The 16323-nt window shown below is 64.6% G+C and carries 12 protein-coding genes; 1 reads left to right on the plus strand and 11 read right to left on the minus strand.

All coding sequences use genetic code 11. The features are described 5' to 3' along the window. Nucleotides 1-82 precede the first annotated feature (82 nt). From AC1RR3_RS05730 to ltnD, 7 genes are all read right to left on the minus strand, one after another. Nucleotides 83-1285: an efflux RND transporter periplasmic adaptor subunit gene (locus AC1RR3_RS05730; RefSeq protein ID WP_492820250.1), complete on the minus strand. Its 1203-nt coding sequence runs from the start codon at nt 1283-1285 to the stop codon at nt 83-85. Beyond that, nucleotides 1272-4451, minus strand: coding sequence for an efflux RND transporter permease subunit (locus AC1RR3_RS05735; protein WP_492820252.1), 3180 nt, complete (start codon nt 4449-4451; stop codon nt 1272-1274). The genes AC1RR3_RS05730 and AC1RR3_RS05735 overlap by 14 nt, the downstream gene beginning before the upstream one ends. 370 nt (nt 4452-4821) lie before the next feature. Next, complete coding sequence (locus AC1RR3_RS05740) at nt 4822-7014, minus strand: methyl-accepting chemotaxis protein (RefSeq protein ID WP_492820254.1); 2193 nt, start codon at nt 7012-7014, stop codon at nt 4822-4824. Nucleotides 7015-7193: 179 nt separating this feature from the next. Next, complete coding sequence (locus tag AC1RR3_RS05745; RefSeq protein ID WP_492820256.1) at nt 7194-8885, minus strand: methyl-accepting chemotaxis protein; 1692 nt, start codon at nt 8883-8885, stop codon at nt 7194-7196. Nucleotides 8886-9054: 169 nt separating this feature from the next. Further along, nucleotides 9055-10341: a 3-oxo-tetronate kinase gene (otnK, locus tag AC1RR3_RS05750; RefSeq protein ID WP_492820258.1), complete on the minus strand. Its 1287-nt coding sequence runs from the start codon at nt 10339-10341 to the stop codon at nt 9055-9057. Next, nucleotides 10338-11120: a 2-oxo-tetronate isomerase gene (otnI, locus tag AC1RR3_RS05755; protein ID WP_492820260.1), complete on the minus strand. Its 783-nt coding sequence runs from the start codon at nt 11118-11120 to the stop codon at nt 10338-10340. Before otnI ends, otnK begins: the two co-directional genes overlap by 4 nt. Before the next feature lie 17 nt (nt 11121-11137). Further along, a complete protein-coding gene (gene ltnD / locus AC1RR3_RS05760) occupies nt 11138-12055 on the minus strand; it encodes an L-threonate dehydrogenase (RefSeq protein ID WP_492820262.1) in 918 nt (305 codons plus the stop codon). A 117-nt stretch (nt 12056-12172) separates the two neighbouring features. On the opposite strand from ltnD, the gene otnC reads away from it, so the two are divergent. Then, complete coding sequence (gene otnC, locus AC1RR3_RS05765; protein ID WP_492820264.1) at nt 12173-12847, plus strand: 3-oxo-tetronate 4-phosphate decarboxylase; 675 nt, start codon at nt 12173-12175, stop codon at nt 12845-12847. A gap of 197 nt (nt 12848-13044) precedes the next feature. Here otnC and AC1RR3_RS05770 read toward each other — a convergent pair whose 3' ends face one another. Genes AC1RR3_RS05770 through AC1RR3_RS05785 form a run of 4 tightly spaced genes read right to left on the minus strand, consistent with a single transcriptional unit; the run spans nt 13045 to nt 16318 of the window. Further along, nucleotides 13045-13749 (minus strand): ABC transporter ATP-binding protein, encoded by a 705-nt coding sequence (locus AC1RR3_RS05770; RefSeq protein ID WP_492820266.1) that lies wholly within the window; start codon nt 13747-13749, stop codon nt 13045-13047. Next, complete coding sequence (locus AC1RR3_RS05775) at nt 13733-14464, minus strand: ABC transporter ATP-binding protein (RefSeq protein WP_492820268.1); 732 nt, start codon at nt 14462-14464, stop codon at nt 13733-13735. The genes AC1RR3_RS05770 and AC1RR3_RS05775 overlap by 17 nt, the downstream gene beginning before the upstream one ends. After that, a complete protein-coding gene (locus AC1RR3_RS05780) occupies nt 14461-15438 on the minus strand; it encodes a branched-chain amino acid ABC transporter permease (RefSeq protein WP_492820270.1) in 978 nt (325 codons plus the stop codon). Before AC1RR3_RS05780 ends, AC1RR3_RS05775 begins: the two co-directional genes overlap by 4 nt. Before the next feature lies 1 nt (nt 15439). Beyond that, nucleotides 15440-16318, minus strand: a complete 879-nt coding sequence (locus tag AC1RR3_RS05785; RefSeq protein WP_492820272.1) for a branched-chain amino acid ABC transporter permease — start codon at nt 16316-16318, stop codon at nt 15440-15442. Nucleotides 16319-16323: the final 5 nt, after the last annotated feature.

The following is a 16323-nucleotide window of genomic DNA, read 5'->3' on the forward strand; positions in this document are numbered from 1 at the left end:
TAGCGAAGCGTAACCCACCAACTTTGTCGCGGCACGAGAAGAGGCGGGTTACGCTTCGCTAACCCACCCTACGAGACCGCCCTTAGCTCTTCGGCGGCTGCTTCTCTGACGCCGTGGCCGGCTTGCCCTTGGCACCGGCGCCGACCACGCGGACCGCATCGCCATCGGAGAGACCGTCCGGCGGGGCGGTGATGACTCGGTCATCGGCTGCGATCCCCGAGGCGAGCTCGATCTCGCGGCCGAGATCGCGGGCGATGGTCACGGTCTTGAACAGCACCTTGTCGTCCGCACCGACGGTTGCGACACGCAGGCCGCTGCCATTGAAGATCAGGGCGCTGGCGGGAATGCTCAGCGGCGCGGAGTCGCGCTGGAGGTTCAGCTTCACGCTGGCGTAGCCGCCGGGCATCAGCTCACCACTCGAATTGTCGAGCCCAAGCTGCATGCGCGTGGTGCCCGAGGCGACGTCGACGGCCTGCGAGGATGCCTCCACCGTCGCCTGGAAGGTCCGGTTCGGATACTCCGGCAGCACGATGGTGGCCTTGGCGCCGATCTTGATCGCCGGCACGTAATTCTGGGGCACGTTGACGTAGACGCGCAGCTTGGTGATGTCGGAGACGACGAACATCGCCGGGCCCGAGCCGCCACCCGCGTTGATCAGCGCGCCGACGTCGGTGTCGCGCGCGGTGACGACGCCATCGAATGGCACGGTGATCTTCTTGTAGCCGGCCAGCGCTTCAAGGCGTTCAACATTGGCCTGCCCGGAATGGACAGCCGCGTTCTTGTTGGAGAGATCGGCGGTGCGCTCGTCGATTTCCTGCGCGGAGACGAAATTGGAGGCGACCAGCGTCTTGCGGCGGTTCAGCGTTGCCTCCGACAGCCTGGCGCTGGCCTGCTGGCTGGCGAGATCGGCGCGGGCTTGCAACAGCTGCTGGTCGAGGTCAGGCGCCTCGATCTCGGCAATCACCTGCCCGGCCTTGACGCGTGCGCCGATGTCGGCGCTCCAGCTCTTCAGGTAACCCGAGACGCGCGCGAAGATCGGCGCGCGGGAATAGGCTTCCAGCCGGCCTGGCAGATCGAGGGTGGAATTGAGAGCCTTGGCGTTGGGCAGGGTCACCGCGACGCTGGGAACCGCCTGATCATCGGTCCATTCCTTCAGCTTGGAGTCCTGTTCCTCGCGGGCACGAATGCCGGTGCCCACGACGAGGCCTGCCGCAATCAGCGCCACCACGCCGAAAATGCCCAGTTTCCGGTGCGACACCGGGGAGCGGGGTTCAGTGGGCGACATGCGCGGTCTCCAATGGGGCGGCGGCTTTGGCGCCTTGTTTCTTGTGTACCATACTGAACACCACGGGAACAAACATCAGCGTGGCGAAGGTTGCAAAGATCAGGCCGCCGATCACGGCGCGGCCGAGCGGCGCGTTCTGCTCGCCGCCCTCGCCCAGCCCCAGGGCCATCGGCGCCATGCCGATGATCATGGCGAGCGCGGTCATCAGCACCGGGCGGAACCGGACGAAGCCGGCTTCGAGCGCGGCTGCGATGGGATCGCCGAGTTCCTCATAGCGCTCACGGGCAAAGGAGATCACGAGCACGCTGTTGGCGGTGGCAACACCCATGCACATGATGGCCCCCGTGAGCGCCGGGACCGACAGCGTGGTCTGCGTCGTGAACAGCATCCAGACGATGCCGGCGAGTGCGGCCGGCAGCGCGGTGATAATCACGAACGGATCGGACCAGGACTGGAAGTTGACGACGATCAGGAGGTAGATCAGCACGACGGCCCCGAGCAGGCCGAACAGCAGGCCGGTGAAGGCGCTGTTCATGGTCTGCACCTGACCGAGCAGAACGACAGAGGAGCCCTTCGGCACCTCCTTGGCGGTGTCGGCGATGAGTTGGCGGATATCGTTGGACACCGCGCCGAGATCGCGGCCCGACGTCGTGGCAAAGATCTGCACCATCGACTGGATATCGTATTGCGACACCACCGCGCTCGAGACCGAGCGCTTGATGTCGGCGATGCCGCCCAGGATCGGCGACTGCGCATTGCCGGTTGCCGTGATCGGCAGCGTCTGCAGCGCGCTGAGCGAGTCGATCTGGTATTGCGGCGTCTGCATCACGATGGAGTAGGAAACGCCGTTGTCCGGATTGAGGTAATAGGTCGGCGCGACCTGCGATGAGCCCGCAAGGTTCACCACGAGGCTGTTAGTGACGTCGCGCTCGGTCAGGCCGACATATTGCGCGCGGGTACGGTCGACATCGATGTTGAAGGTCGGGTTGCTCGGCGATTGCTGAATGCGCGCATCTGCAACGCCCGGAATGCGCCGGACCTTTGCCAGCAGGTTGTTGGCGTAGGCGAAATTGGCGCTGATATTGGCGCCGCGAATCTGGAGGTCGATCGGCGCGGGCGCGCCGAAATTCAGGATCTGGCTGACGATGTCGGCCGGCAGGAACGAGAAGCTGACGCCCGGGAACAGCCGCGGCAATTGCTCACGCAGAACCTTCACGTGCTCTTCGGTCGGCTTGTGGCCTTCCTTCAGCTTGATCTGGATGTCGCCGTCCTGCGGGCCGATCACGCCGGTGTTGTTGTAGGTCATGTTGATGCCGGAGATCGGCATGCCGATGTTGTCGGTCAACGTCTCGATCTCGCCGGGGATCAACTTGCGGACCGCCTTCTGCACGTCGGCGAGTTGGTTGGCGGTCTCCTCGACACGGGTGCCAACCTGGGTGCGGACATGCATCAGGATGTTGCCGGCATCGACCGCGGGGAAGAAGTTGCGCCCCAGGAATGGCACCAGGGCGAAGGACGCGCCGACCACGCAGAGGAAGCCGATCACGAACACCGGGCGGTGTGCGAGCGCAAGCCCGAGGAAATTATGATAGCCGCCGCGAATGCGCTCGAACCGCGCCTCGAAGCCGCGCTGGAACCAGACCAGTGGATTGCGCGACTTCGGCGGCTCGCCCTCGTGATGGACATGCGGGTGCAGCAAATAGTTCGCCATGGTCGGCACCAGCGTGCGCGACAGGATGAACGACCACATCATGGCGAACATCACGGCCTCGGCCATCGGCACGAACAGGAAGCGCGCGACGCCGGTGAGGAAGAACATCGGCACGAACACGATACAGATGCAGAGCAGCGACACGAAGGCCGGCGTCACGATCTGGTTGGCGCCATCGAGGATCGACTGCTCGACCGGCTTGCCCTGCTCGAGGTGGTAGTTGATGTTCTCGATGGTGACGGTGGCGTCGTCGACGAGGATACCGACGGCGAGCGCGAGACCGCCGAGCGTCATGATATTCAGCGTCTCGCCGATCGCCGAGAGCATGATGATGGCGCCGAGCACGGAGAGCGGGATCGAGACCGCGATGATGATGGTCGAGCGCCAGCTGCCGAGGAACAGCAGGATCATGACGCTCGTGAGCAGCGCCGCGATCACGCCTTCAAAGGCGACACCCTGGATCGCGCCGCGGACAAACACCGACTGGTCGCCGATGAAGCCGATCTTCAGCGCATCCGGCAGCTGGTCCTTGACGTCAATCACCTTCTGCTTGATGCCGGCGATGATATCGAGCGTCGAGGTTGCGCCCGCCTTCAGCACCATCATCAGCACCGAACGGTTGCCGTCGACATGGACGATGTTGGTCTGCGGCGGGTTGCCGTCTCTGACGGTTGCGACATCGCGCACATAGACCATCGCGCCGTTGACGGTCTTGATCGGCAGATTGCCGAGCTCGTCGATCTTGAGCGGCGAGTTGTTGAGCTGGATGTTGTATTCGAAGGTGCCGATCTTCTGGGTGCCGACCGGCGTGATCAGGTTCTGGGCTGCCAGCGCATTGGCGACGTCCTGGCCGGACAGGCCGCGGGCCTGGAGCGCGGTCGGGTCGAGGTCGATCTGGACCTGGCGCTGCTTGCCGCCGAACGGATACGGGATCGCAGCGCCCGGGACGGTGACCAGCGGGGTCCGCAGATTGTTGATGCCGATGTCGGCGAGGTTCTGCTCGGTCAGGCCGTCGCCCGACAGCGCCACCTGGATGATCGGCACGGTCGAGGCCGAGTAGTTCAGGATCAAGGGCGGCGTCGCACCGGGCGGCAACTGCTTCAAGAGCGTCTGCGAGATCGCGGTGACCTGCGCGTTGGCGGTGCGGATGTCGACCGTTGGCTGGAAGAAGATCTTGACGATGCCGAAGCCGTTATAGGAATTGGCGACGATGTGCTCGATGTCGTTGACCGTGGTCGTCAACGAGCGCTGGAACGGCGTGGTGATGCGGCCGGACATCTGATCCGGCGGCAGGCCGGTGTACTGCCAGACCACGCCGATCACGGGGATGCGGATTTCGGGAAAGATGTCGGTCGGCGTCCGCAGCGCTGCGAGCGGCCCGATGATCAGGAGCAGGAGCGCGAGCACGACAAACGTATAGGGTCGGCTCAGGGCAATACGGACCAGAGCAATCATTCGCCAGGCAATTCCAGGTCAAGCAGGGATACGGAATCCGCCCCCACGGGGATCCTCTTTCCCCTTTACCTGAGCACCGGCGACAGCGCCAATGCCAAGCGAAGGCGCGCCATTCACTTCCGTGCTACCGCGCTGCGGAATAAGCATCGCAGCTATGCGAGGGGGAAGGAAGGATGCCGCATAAACTGCGTCCCCGTCACCCCCGCGCAACGGCAAAGCCGTTGTCCCTGGACGTGGCCGCTTATTCAGCGGCCCTCGAAGGGCGACGGCCCGGCTGCATCGGAACCGCCCGTCCTTCGATGCTCACCCCGGTGCGCAAGTGCGCCCCGGGGATCGCACCTCGGGATGACGGAGTTGGCTGCAACTTGGCTTACGCCGCGCGGACGTTGGTCAGGAACTTGCTGACCTCGCTCTTCAGCCGGCCCGAGTCGTTCGACAGCATCTGCGCCGCCGACAGCACCTGCGAGGAGGCCGTCCCGGTCTCGGTCGCGCCATGCTGCACGTCGGTGATGTTGGAGGAGACCTGCTGGGTGCCCTGCGCTGCCTGCTGCACGTTGCGGGCGATCTCCTGTGTCGCCGCACCCTGCTCTTCCACGGCAGCGGCAATGGCCGAAGAGATCTCCGACAGGCGCTCGATGCTCGAGGAGATCTCCTTGATCGCGCCGACCGAGTCGTTGGTCGCAACCTGAATGCCGGAGATCTGCTGGCCGATCTCACCGGTCGCCTTCGCCGTCTGCTCGGCCAGCGCCTTCACCTCGGAGGCGACCACGGCGAAGCCGCGGCCGGCTTCACCTGCGCGCGCCGCCTCGATGGTCGCGTTCAGCGCCAGGAGGTTGGTCTGGCCGGCAATCGTGTTGATCAGCTCGACGACGTCGCCGATGCGGGCGGCCGCCCTGGAGAGCTCGCTGACGCGCTCGGTGGTGGCGCGGGCCTGGCCGACGGCGTCGCTCGCCATCCGCGCGGATTCCTGCACCTGACGGCTGATCTCGCCGATCGAGGAGGCCATCTCCTCGGTCGCCGAGGCCACCGACTGCACATTGCCCGATGCCTGGTCGGACGCAGCAGCGACGACCCTGGTGAGCTGCTGCGCCCGTTCGGCGGTCGAGGTGAGCGTTCCGGCCGAGGATTCCAGCGCACCGGATGCGGCCGACACCGTCTCCACGATACCGCCGACCGAGGCTTCGAAGCTGTCGGCCAGCTCGTTCATCGTGCGCCGGCGCTCGCGATCGGCCGTCGCCTGGTCCTGGGCGCGCTGCTCGATGCCGCGCTTGATGTCGCCCTGCATCGACTTGAGCGACGTCGCCAGCGTGCCGACCTCGTCGGCCTGCTCGATCTCGAGCTGCTGATTGAAATCGCCCTTGGCGATGCCGTCGGCGAAATTCGCGCAATCCTGGATCGGCCGCGCGATCTTGCGTGCGGCAAACGAGATCAGGAAGATCGCCGCAAGCACGATAACGAGACCGACACCGAGCTGCCAGAACGTGTTGGAGGTCGCGCGGGCACTGAGCGAGGCATCGAGTTGCCGTGCGGACGCCAGCACCACCTCGCGGGGGATCGAGATCACGACCGACCAGGCGTTCTCGGTGAGCCCGAAGCGGATCGGCGCATAGATGTCGATGTTGGCAAACTTGGGATCGTCCTGCACCGTGCCCTTGCCAGACTTGACGATGGCGAGGCTCTCACTCCAGCGCGGGTCGGCTTCCGACGCGTTCTTGCCGATCACGTCCTGGTTGGCGCTGTTGGCGACGATCAGGCCGGTATCGTTGAGGATCGCGACCTTGCCCTTGCCCTCGAACAGCGAGCCGTTGATCTTGACGGCCAGCTTCTGCACGAAATCGAGATTGTAGTCGGCGCCGGCGACACCGCGGAATTTGCCGTCGATCATGACCGGTACCGACATGGTCGCGAGGAAGACGGCCTTGCCTTGAACGATGTAGGGCAACGGGCCCAGGATGTTTTCCTTACCCGTGGTGTTCGGGTTGATGTACCAGGCGCCCTTCACGAGGCCATTGGGATGCCGCTCGCTGCTGTCGTACTCGACGAGCGGCTGAACGGCGATGGCGCCGCTGGCGTTGCGTGTCCAATAGGGCAGGAAGCGACCGGTATTGTCCGAGCCCGCCTCCTTGCGGCCCTTGAATGCCGCATCATCGCCATCCAGCGCGCCGGGCTCCCAGGCCGAGTAGGTGCCGTTGAAGGCTGGGTTGAGCTCGAGCACGTGGCGCAGGAGTGCGTTGAACTGGGTCCGCCGCGCCGCGATGGGCGTGCCGGTCTTCTCGTCGGCCAGCGTCGCGAAGGCATGCGCAGTGGTGCGCGCCGCATCAAACCCCACCTCCAGCTCGGCCTTGATGGCGTTGGCTTCGGTGGAGGCCCGATTCATGAGGCTCTCCTTGGTCTGATGGTCGACCAGCTGCATGACCTCGTGAGTCACGTACTGGTTCATGCTCTGCGTCGAGAACAGGCCGTAGCCGATCAGTACGATGCAGGTCACCGCCAGGCAGAGGCCGGCGATCAGGGCGATCTTCAATTGAATCGAACGAATGGCGGAAAATGAAAGCAGCTTCACGATTGAGTCTCCAAAACACTGCGACGAGTTAAGGTTCGCAGGGTTCGGAACTCGTAAAGAAATGGAACCGTAGTGCCCACGTGAAAAATAAGTCAGCACGCACTGAAACATGCGCCAAAAGCAAAGGAGCGGCGCCGATGGCGCCGCTCCTGCGTAGTCGAGTACCTATTCCGGCGACTTTACGCCGCGCGGACGTTGGTCAGGAACTTGCTGACTTCAGTCTTCAGCCGGTTGGAGTCGTTCGACAGCATCTGCGCCGCCGACAGCACCTGCGAGGAGGCCGTGCCGGTCTCGGTCGCACCGCGTTGCACGTCGGTGATGTTGGAGGAGACCTGCTGGGTGCCCTGCGCTGCCTGCTGCACGTTGCGGGCGATCTCCTGGGTGGCTGCGCCCTGCTCTTCCACGGCGGCTGCGATCGCCGACGAGATTTCGGAGAGCCGCTCGATGGTCGAGGAGATCTCCTTGATCGCGCCGACCGAGTCGTTGGTCGCCGCCTGGATGCCGGAGATCTGCTGGCCGATCTCGCCGGTCGCCTTGGCGGTCTGTTCTGCGAGCGCCTTCACCTCGGACGCCACCACCGCGAAGCCGCGGCCGGCTTCACCTGCGCGCGCCGCCTCGATGGTCGCGTTGAGCGCCAGCAGATTGGTCTGGCCGGCGATGGTGTTGATCAGCTCGACGACGTCGCCGATGCGGGACGCCGCCTTGGAAAGCTCGCTGACGCGCTCGGTGGTGGCGCGTGCCTGGCCGACAGCGTCGCCCGCCATCCGCGCTGATTCCTGCACCTGACGGCTGATCTCGCCCACCGACGACGCCATCTCCTCGGTCGCCGAGGCCACCGACTGCACGTTGGTCGAGGCTTCCTCCGAAGCGCCGGCAACCGTGGTCGCCAGCCTCTGGGATCGGTCGGCGGTCGAGGTCAGGGTCGAGGCGGAGGCCTCCAACTGGGTCGAGGCCGAGGACACGGTCTGGACGATCTCGCCGATCATCGATTCGAATTCGCGGGTGATGTTGTCGACGCGGCGGCCGCGCTCGATCTTGGCTTCGGCGTCAGCCGCAGCTGCCTCGTCGGCGGCCTTCTTGGCGATCAGCGCCTCCTTGAAGACCTGGAGCACGTCAGCCATGGCGCCAATCTCGGTCTTCTCGCCGCGATGGGGGACATCGGCGGAAAGGTCACCCTTGCCGAGCGCCTGCATCGGCTCGACGATCGAGTTGATGCCGCTGGAGACGTCGTGGACGAGGTAGAAGCCGACGCCCGTGCCGATGACGACGGCAACACCGAGAATGATCGAGACCAGCATGAAGGCATAGAAATAGCTGTCGGCGGCGTCCTGCGCGGCCTGATCGCCGCCCTTGGTGTTGAGCTCGATGTCCTTGCGCAGGACCTCGTCGGCCTGAAGTCCGATCTTGTTGACGGTCTTGGTGTTCAGCTCATGCGCCTCGTGCGGGACCTTGCCGGCCTCCTTGCGCGACAGCGCCATGACCTCCTGGGTGCCCTTCTTGTACTCATCCCAGATCTTCGACCATTCAACGTAGAGTGCCCGTTCCTCCGGCGACGTGATCATCGGCTCGTAGCTTTGACGGAATTTGGTGTTCGCCTCCACCACTGTCGCGAGGGTCTTCTCCGACGCGAGCTTCTCCTCCAGCGTCTCTGCGAGCATGTGCTCGCGAATCACGTTGCGATAGGTAATCACGCCTGCGCGCAGATCACCCAGCACCCGCACGCTGGGCATCCAGCTGGTCGTGATGTCGGTGGTGTTGGCATTCATCGACCGCATCTTCATGACGGCGAGCAGACCCATGCCGGCCATCGCGACCAGCAGGAACGCCACGACGCTGATGATCTTGGCACGAATGGAAATGGTGGCGAACATAATCGGCTCTCGTTGTGCTGGCGCCGGCGCGCGTCCGGAGGTCAAAGAATCAACCAAAAGGGAGCGACGCCGACATCATGCAACAGAGCGACTGAGCGGATGTTGACTACGACTCCGTACGGATACGGAGCCTGAAAGAGATGAACAGGCAGCTAAGAACGCCCCGCGCTCAGCGCATGAGCCCAAGCGCATCCGAGAAAAACTCCGGCCCACCGAAATTTCCGGACTTGAGTGCGAGCAGCATGTCGCCTCCAGCGCCGACCGCGCGCAGCACCGGAACGCCCGCGGCAATTTCTACTCCTACGAGAAATCCGGGAATCTTCAACCGATCGACGACGGCGCCTGACGTTTCGCCACCGGCAACGACCAAACGCCGCACGCCTGATTTCACAAGGCTTTCTGCGATATCGGCCATCGCCTGCTCGATGGCATGCCCGGCCGCGTCACAGCCGTGACGCGACTGGAGCGCGGCGACCTGATCCGGTGTCGAGCTCGATGCGATCAGCACCGGACCCTCGGCCAAACGTGGCTTTGCCCAGCCCAGCGCACGCTGCGCTTCGCCCGCTCCCGTAAGAATACGGTCAGGGTCGAGATGAAGCACCGGCATGACCTTTTCAGCGCTGGCGATCTGCTTGAGCGTCGCTTGCGAGCAGCTTCCGGCCAGGCACGCCGCCGGGCCGCCGACCGCAGCGCCGGTGTCGCCGCTCGCCGCAGCCGATTTGACTTTTCCCGTCGAGACCAGCGCCCGCGCCAGCCCAAGGCCGATGCCGGAGGCGCCGACCGACAGCCGATGTTCGGCCGCCACGAGGCCGATGGTCTCGAGATCGCGGTCGAACACGGCATCGATGATCGCAGCGCCAATGCCCTTGCCCGCGAGTTCGGCCAGCCGCGCCCGCACGGCGTCTGCGCCGCGGGTGACGGTGGCGAGGTCGACGAGGCCGATTTGCGTCTTGCTCTGGCGCGCCAGCACGCGCACCAGGTTGGAATCGTGCATCGGGTTGAGCGGGTGGTCCTTCAGCGGGCTCTCGTTCAGCGGCACGGCACCGACGAAGAGATTGCCCTGGTAGACGGTGCGGCCGGTCTCCGGAAACGCCGGTGTCACCAGCACATTCCCCTCGCCGCAATCGGCGCGCAACGCGTCCATCACCGGGCCGATATTGCCGGCATCCGTGGAATCGAAAGTCGAGCAGATCTTGAACAGCACATGGCCCGCGCCGCGGCCGCGCAGCCATTTGTCCGCCGCGCGCGAGCGCGACACGGCAAGGCCGGCCTCGATCGAGCGGCTCTTCAAGGACACCACGACGGCATCGACCTCGGGCAGCGCCAGATCATCGGCGGGTATGCCGATGGTCTGCACCGTGCGCAGGCCCGCGCGCGTCAGCGTGTTGGCGAGATCGGAGGCGCCGGTGTAGTCGTCGGCGATGCAGCCAAGAGAAATTTTCGCTGCGAGGCTCACGGCTTCACTCCCGCGTAAGGCTTGAACCAGGCGAGGCCATCGGTGGTCTTGCCACGCGGATTGTATTCGCAGCCGACGAAGCCGGCATAGCCGAGCCGGTCGAGTTCCTCGAACAGGAAGGGATAGTTCAGTTCCTCGCCGTCGGGCTCGTTGCGTGAGGGAATGCTGGCGATCTGGACGTGGCCGATGATCGGCATCATCTCGCGCAGCCGCATGGTGACGTCGCCGTGGATGATCTGGCAGTGGTAGATGTCGAACTGGAGCTTGAGGTTCGGAAGCCGCAATTCCTGGATCAGGTCGCGCGCGAAGCCGAAATCGTTGAGAAAGTAGCCGGGCACGTTGCGGGCATTGATCGGCTCGATCACGATGTCGATGCCGTGCGGGGCGAAGAACTCCGCCGCCCATGCCACCGATTTGTAGAACGCTTCGATGGCGACGCGTTCGCCGCGATTGGCGATGCCGGCCATCAGATGCAGCCGCTTGACGCCGGTCGCCTTGGCGTAAGGCAACGCGGTCTCGAGACTTGCCTTGAGATCGGCGAAGCGCTGGGGAAGCGCCGCAAAGCCCTTTTCGCCGGCATTCCAGTTGCCTGGCGGCAAGTTGAACAGCGCCTGGGTCAGACCGTTGCGCTTGAGCCGCTCGCCAACCGCCTCGGCCGGATGCTCATAGGGAAAGAGAAATTCGACGGCGGTGAAGCCGGCCTGCGCTGCGGCATCGAAGCGATCGAGGAACGGCACCTCGGTGAACATCATCGAGAGGTTGGCGGCGAAACGGGGCATTGGAAATCCTCTTGGCTCTACTTGTCGCCGGGAAGTTTGACGCCGGTGACCTGCGCATACATGCGCGCGACCGAGGCATCGTCGTCGCGGCCCATGCCGGCGGCTGATGTCATCAGGAACATCTGGAGTGCTGCGGCGGAGACCGGCACCGGGAACCTGGCGCTGCGCGCCATGTCCTGGATGATGCCGAGGTCCTTGACGAAGATTTCCACCGCGCTGCGCGGCGTGTAATCGCCGTCGAGGACGTGCGGCATGCGGTTCTCGAACATCCAGGAATTGCCGGCGGAGGCCGTGATCACCTCATAGACCTTGCGGATGTCGAGGCCCTGCTTGGCGGCGAACGCGATCGCTTCCGAGGCGGCAGCGATGTGCACGCCGGCCAGCAACTGGTTGATCATCTTGAAGGCCGCGCCCTGCCCTGCGGCGTCGCCGAGCTCGTAGAGCTTTGCGGCCATGGCATCGAGCGCCGGCCGCGCCTTTGTGAAGGCGGCGGAGCTGCCGGAGGCGAGGATCGTCAATTCGCCTTGCGCGGCGCGCTGCGCGCCGCCGGAGATCGGCGCATCCAGATAATGCCGGCCGGTCGCCTCCAGCTGTTTTGCGAGGCGTCGCGCAACGTCCGGGTCCATGGTGGCCGAAGATATGAAGACGCTGTCCTTCGGCATGGTCTCGGCGACGCCGTCCTTCCCAAACAGGATCGTCTCGGTCTGTGCGGCATTGACGACGACGCTGACGACGATATCGGCGTCCTTGGCTGCCTCTGCCGGTGTCTTGGCGCCGCCGCCGCCATCGTTCACGAAGCGCGCCACGGCTTCGGCTGAAACGTCGCAGCCGGTGACGGCATGGCCGGCGCGCTTCAGCGAGGTCGCCATGCCATATCCCATCGAGCCGAGCCCGACGACGGCGATGCGCTGATTCTGTGACGTGGTGGCGGACATGCAACTGACCCTTCAACTTATTCTTGCGAACGTTTCCCGGATGGCCAGCCTTTGCGGCGGCTTACCAACCCGAATAACACGGCTTGGCCGCGCTGCCAAAGCGTGAGACAAGCAGGCATGACGGCCATGAGCAACGAGACATTGCTGCGTGAGGATATCTGCCGCTTCGGACGTTCCCTGTTCGAGCGCGGGCTGACGCCGGGCTCCTCCGGCAATATCAGCGTCAAGCTGGATGACGGCGGCTGGCTGGTGACGCCGACCAACGCCTCGCTCGGCTTCCTCGATCCAGCGAAACTGTCGCGGCTGGACGGCCAGGGCCGCCTGATCTCGGGGGATGCGCCAACCAAGGAAATTCCCCTGCACACCGCGCTCTACGACACGCGCGGCAGTGCACGCGCCATCGTGCACCTGCACTCCACCCATTCGGTTGCGCTCTCGATGCTGCCGGAAATCGATCCGCGCGCCGCGCTGCCGCCGATGACGGCCTATTGTCTGATGAAATGCGGCGCCACCGCGCTCGTGCCCTACTACCGGCCCGGCGACCCCGCCGTCGCGGATGCGATCAAGGGACTGGCGGGGAAGTATTCATCCGTGCTGCTCGCCAATCACGGCCCGGTCGTCGCCGGCGACACGCTGGAGGCTGCGGTGTTCGCGACCGAGGAGCTGGAGGAGACGGCGAAGCTCTACCTGCTGCTGCGCGGGATGAACCCGCGGTATTTGTCACCGGAGCAGGTGAAGGATCTGGTGAAGGTGTTCGGGGTGACATTGCCGGAGCATGGGCACGAGCATTAGCCCGGCTCTGTCCCAGTCATTGCGAGCGTAGCGAAGCAATCCAGAGTCTTTCCGCGGAGGGATTCTGGATTGCTTCGCTGCGCTCGCAATGACGGAGGTTGTGGCGACGATCGTAGCCCGCATGAGCGAAGCGACATGCGGGACCACTTGCCCCGGATATCGCTGCGCTCATCCGGGCTACTGCACTGTGCGTGCGGCTACAGCCCCAGATACGCCTTCCTCACATCCGGATTGCCCCTGATCTCCGCCGAGGCACCCTGCATCAGCACGCGACCGGTTTGCAGGATGTAGGCGCGGTCGGCGATCTCGAGGCACTCGGCCATGCGCTGCTCGACGATCAGCACGGTCATGCCGGCATCGCGGATGCGCTTCACCGCCTGGAAGATCTCGTCCACCAGCTTCGGCATGATGCCTTGCGAGGGCTCGTCCAGCATCAACAGACGCGGACGCGTCATCAATGCGCGGCCGATCGCGAGCATCTGCTGCTCGCCGCCGGAGAGTGTCTCGGCGCGCTGCTCAAGACGTTCGGACAGGCGCGGGAACAGTTTGAAGACGAGATCGAGCGGCTCTTCGCGGTTCGCTTCGCTGCGATACAGATAGCTGCCGAGGCGGAGATTGTCGCGCACTGAGAGGCGCGGGAACAGGCGGCGGTTTTCCGGCACATAGGCGATGCCGGTGGCGGTGATGTGGTGCTGCGCCATGCCGTCGAGGCGCTTGCCGTCAAACGTCACCGTGCCCGAACGCGGGCGTTCGGCGCCGGCGATGGATTTCAGCAAGGTCGACTTGCCCGCGCCGTTGGCGCCGGCCACGCAGACGATCTCGCCCCTTTCGACCTCGATCGAGACCGCGGAGATCGCGACCAGGCCCTGATAGGCGGTCGTGACTTCATGCACCGACAGCATGACGATCTCCCAGATATGCGCTGATCACCTTGGGATCGCGGACGACATCAGACGGCTTGCCCTCGACCAGCACCTTGCCGAGGTCGAGCACGATGGCGCGATCGACCAGCGGCATCACGATCTCCATGACGTGCTCGACCATCAACACGGTGATGCCGGCATCGCGAACCTTGCGCACCAGCGCGACGCCTGTCTGCGCCTCGGTCGGCGTCAGGCCGGTGAGGACTTCATCGAGCAGCAGGAGTTTCGGTTCGGTTGCGAGCGCACGCGCGACTTCGAGGCGGCGCTTTTCAGCCGGCACGAGGTCGCTCGCGAGCACGTCCGCGCGGGCGGCGAGGCCGGTGAACTCCAGCACTTCATGCGCCTTGCGTCGGGCTTCGCGCATCACAGTATTGCGCACGAGAGCACCGACGATGACGTTGTCGATGACGGTCATGGTCTCGAAGCTCTTGACGACCTGGAAGGTGCGCCCGACGCCGCGCTGGCAACGTTCCGCCGCCGGCAGGTTGGTCACATCCTCTCCGTCGAAGATGATCGAGCCCTGCGTCGGCGGCAGCACGCCGGCGATGAGATTGAACAGCGTCGACTTGCCGGCGCCGTTGGGACCGATCAGGCCGACGATCTCGCCGCGTCCGACCGAGATCGAGACATCGCTGTTGGCGACGAGGCCGCCGAAACGCTGCCAGACGCCGCGGGTTTCGAGGAGAGCCGTCATCGTGCAGCCTCCTTGCGGCGCGAGAACAGCCCGATCAGACCTTCCGGCCGTGCCAGCGCAATCACGACGATCAGCGTGCCATAGACGATGAGATCGACGCCGCGGCCGGAGCCGCCGATATAGGAGCGCGTCAGCTCGGTGAGCGGAATCAGGATGACCGCGCCGAGCAGCGGCCCCCACAGCGTGCCGATGCCACCCAGTACCGCCGGCAGCGCCATCAGCAGCGAGAACTGGAAGCCCATGACGCTGCCGGGGTCGATATAGGACACGTACATGGCATAGAAGCTACCGCCGATCGCGACCAGGAAGGCGGAGACAGCCGCAGCTCCCATCTTGGAATCGAACACAACCACGCCGAGGCTCTGGGCTGCATCGGGATTATCCTTCACCGCGCGCCACCAATAGCCCCATTTGGAATCTTCCAGCCACCAGGTGACGAACCAGGCGATGCAGGCGAGCGCCAGCGCGAAATAGAAGTACGGCAGCTTGCTGCGGGCGAACTGGAATTTCAGCCAGCTATCGCCGCGCACGGGCATTTCGATGCCGAGGGCCGCACCCGCCCACTCCCAGTTCTGGATCAGCAGCAAGCCGATCTCGGCGATCACGATGGTGGCGATCGCAAAGTAGTGGCCACCAAGGCGGAAACAGGGATAGCCGAGCGCCATCGCGATCAAGGCGGAGATGGCGCCGCCGGCGAGCATGCCGAACCAGGGCGGCACGCCGAACTTCGTGAACAAGAGTGTGGTGGTATAGGCGCCCAAACCGAAATAGAGGGCATGCCCGAGCGATATCTGCCCGCAATAGCCCGAAAGGATGTTCCAGCTCTGCGACAGCGCCCCGAACATCAGCGTCAAAATCATGATGTTCTGGACGTTTGGATTCTTGACGAACAGCGGCACAAGCGCCGCGGCGACCGCAAGGCAAGCCGCAACGAGGAGTTCGCGGCGACGCCGCTCTGTGAAGCTCTTGTCCATCTCACATCGATCCGAACAGGCCGCGTGGCCGGATGAAGACCACGAGGAGATAGACGGCATAGATGCCGACCGACTTCAATGATGGCGGCAGCACGAGCGCAGTTGTGGCCTCAACGAGACCCACGATAATGCCGCCGGCGAAGGCGCCGAACACGCTGCCGAAGCCGCCAAGCGCCACCGTGACATAGGCGATCAGTGCAAAGGATGCGCCGACGTCGGGATAGATGTAGAAGAAGCTCGCCATGATGGCGCCGGCGAGCCCCACCAGGGCAGCGCCGAGGCCCCAGCCGAGCGCGAACACGCGGTTCTTGTCGATGCCGACGAGGGCCACGGCACCGGGATCCTCACGGGTCGCCTCCAGGGCGCGGCCGAAATCGGTGCGGTTGATGAAGAGGTAGAGCCCGCCGAACGCCGCGATCGCGACCAGCGCGCCGAAGAGCTGCGGCTGCGGCAGGAATATCCCGGCGACCGATATCGTCTTGCCGCCGAGCCATGAGTTGGGGACGCTGCGATAGTCGGCCGTGAAGAACAGCTGCGCCAGGCCGCGCATCACGATCGCTAGGCCAAAGGTCGCGAAGATCTGCACCATGCCGACATTGGCCTTGGCGCGCATCGCAAACCGGACGACCACGAGATAGACCACCGCCCCCAGAACAAACAAGGCGGCGGCGGCCAGTGGCGCCGACAGCAGTGGATCGATCGCGAAGAACGTGAACAGGAAGAAAGTCACGTACATCGCGAGCATCAGGAACTCGCCATGGGCGAAGTTGACCACGTCCATCAGGCCGAAGATCAGCGCCAGGCCAACGGCGATCAGTCCGTAGAGCAGCCCCATCAAGAGGCCGCTCGCCAGGCTTTGGATAATGGTCTCGGCTGTCACGTTGC

It is taken from the genome of Bradyrhizobium sp. GW821-FHT13H05, assembly GCF_058804065.1.

Bases quoted from the DNA above. Each gene is read 5' to 3' on its own strand.
- AC1RR3_RS05775 (WP_492820268.1), bottom strand. From the start codon at position 14,464: ATGACGGCTCTCCTCGAAACCCGCGGCGTCTGGCAGCGTTTCGGCGGC.
- AC1RR3_RS05770 (WP_492820266.1), bottom strand. From the start codon at position 13,749: ATGCTGTCGGTGCATGAAGTCACGACCGCCTATCAGGGCCTGGTCGCG.
- AC1RR3_RS05735 (WP_492820252.1), bottom strand. From the start codon at position 4,451: ATGATTGCTCTGGTCCGTATTGCCCTGAGCCGACCCTATACGTTTGTC.
- otnI (WP_492820260.1), bottom strand. From the start codon at position 11,120: ATGCCCCGTTTCGCCGCCAACCTCTCGATGATGTTCACCGAGGTGCCG.
- ltnD (WP_492820262.1), bottom strand. From the start codon at position 12,055: ATGTCCGCCACCACGTCACAGAATCAGCGCATCGCCGTCGTCGGGCTC.
- AC1RR3_RS05730 (WP_492820250.1), bottom strand. From the start codon at position 1,285: ATGTCGCCCACTGAACCCCGCTCCCCGGTGTCGCACCGGAAACTGGGC.
- otnC (WP_492820264.1), top strand. From the start codon at position 12,173: ATGACGGCCATGAGCAACGAGACATTGCTGCGTGAGGATATCTGCCGC.
- AC1RR3_RS05745 (WP_492820256.1), bottom strand. From the start codon at position 8,885: ATGTTCGCCACCATTTCCATTCGTGCCAAGATCATCAGCGTCGTGGCG.
- AC1RR3_RS05780 (WP_492820270.1), bottom strand. From the start codon at position 15,438: ATGGACAAGAGCTTCACAGAGCGGCGTCGCCGCGAACTCCTCGTTGCG.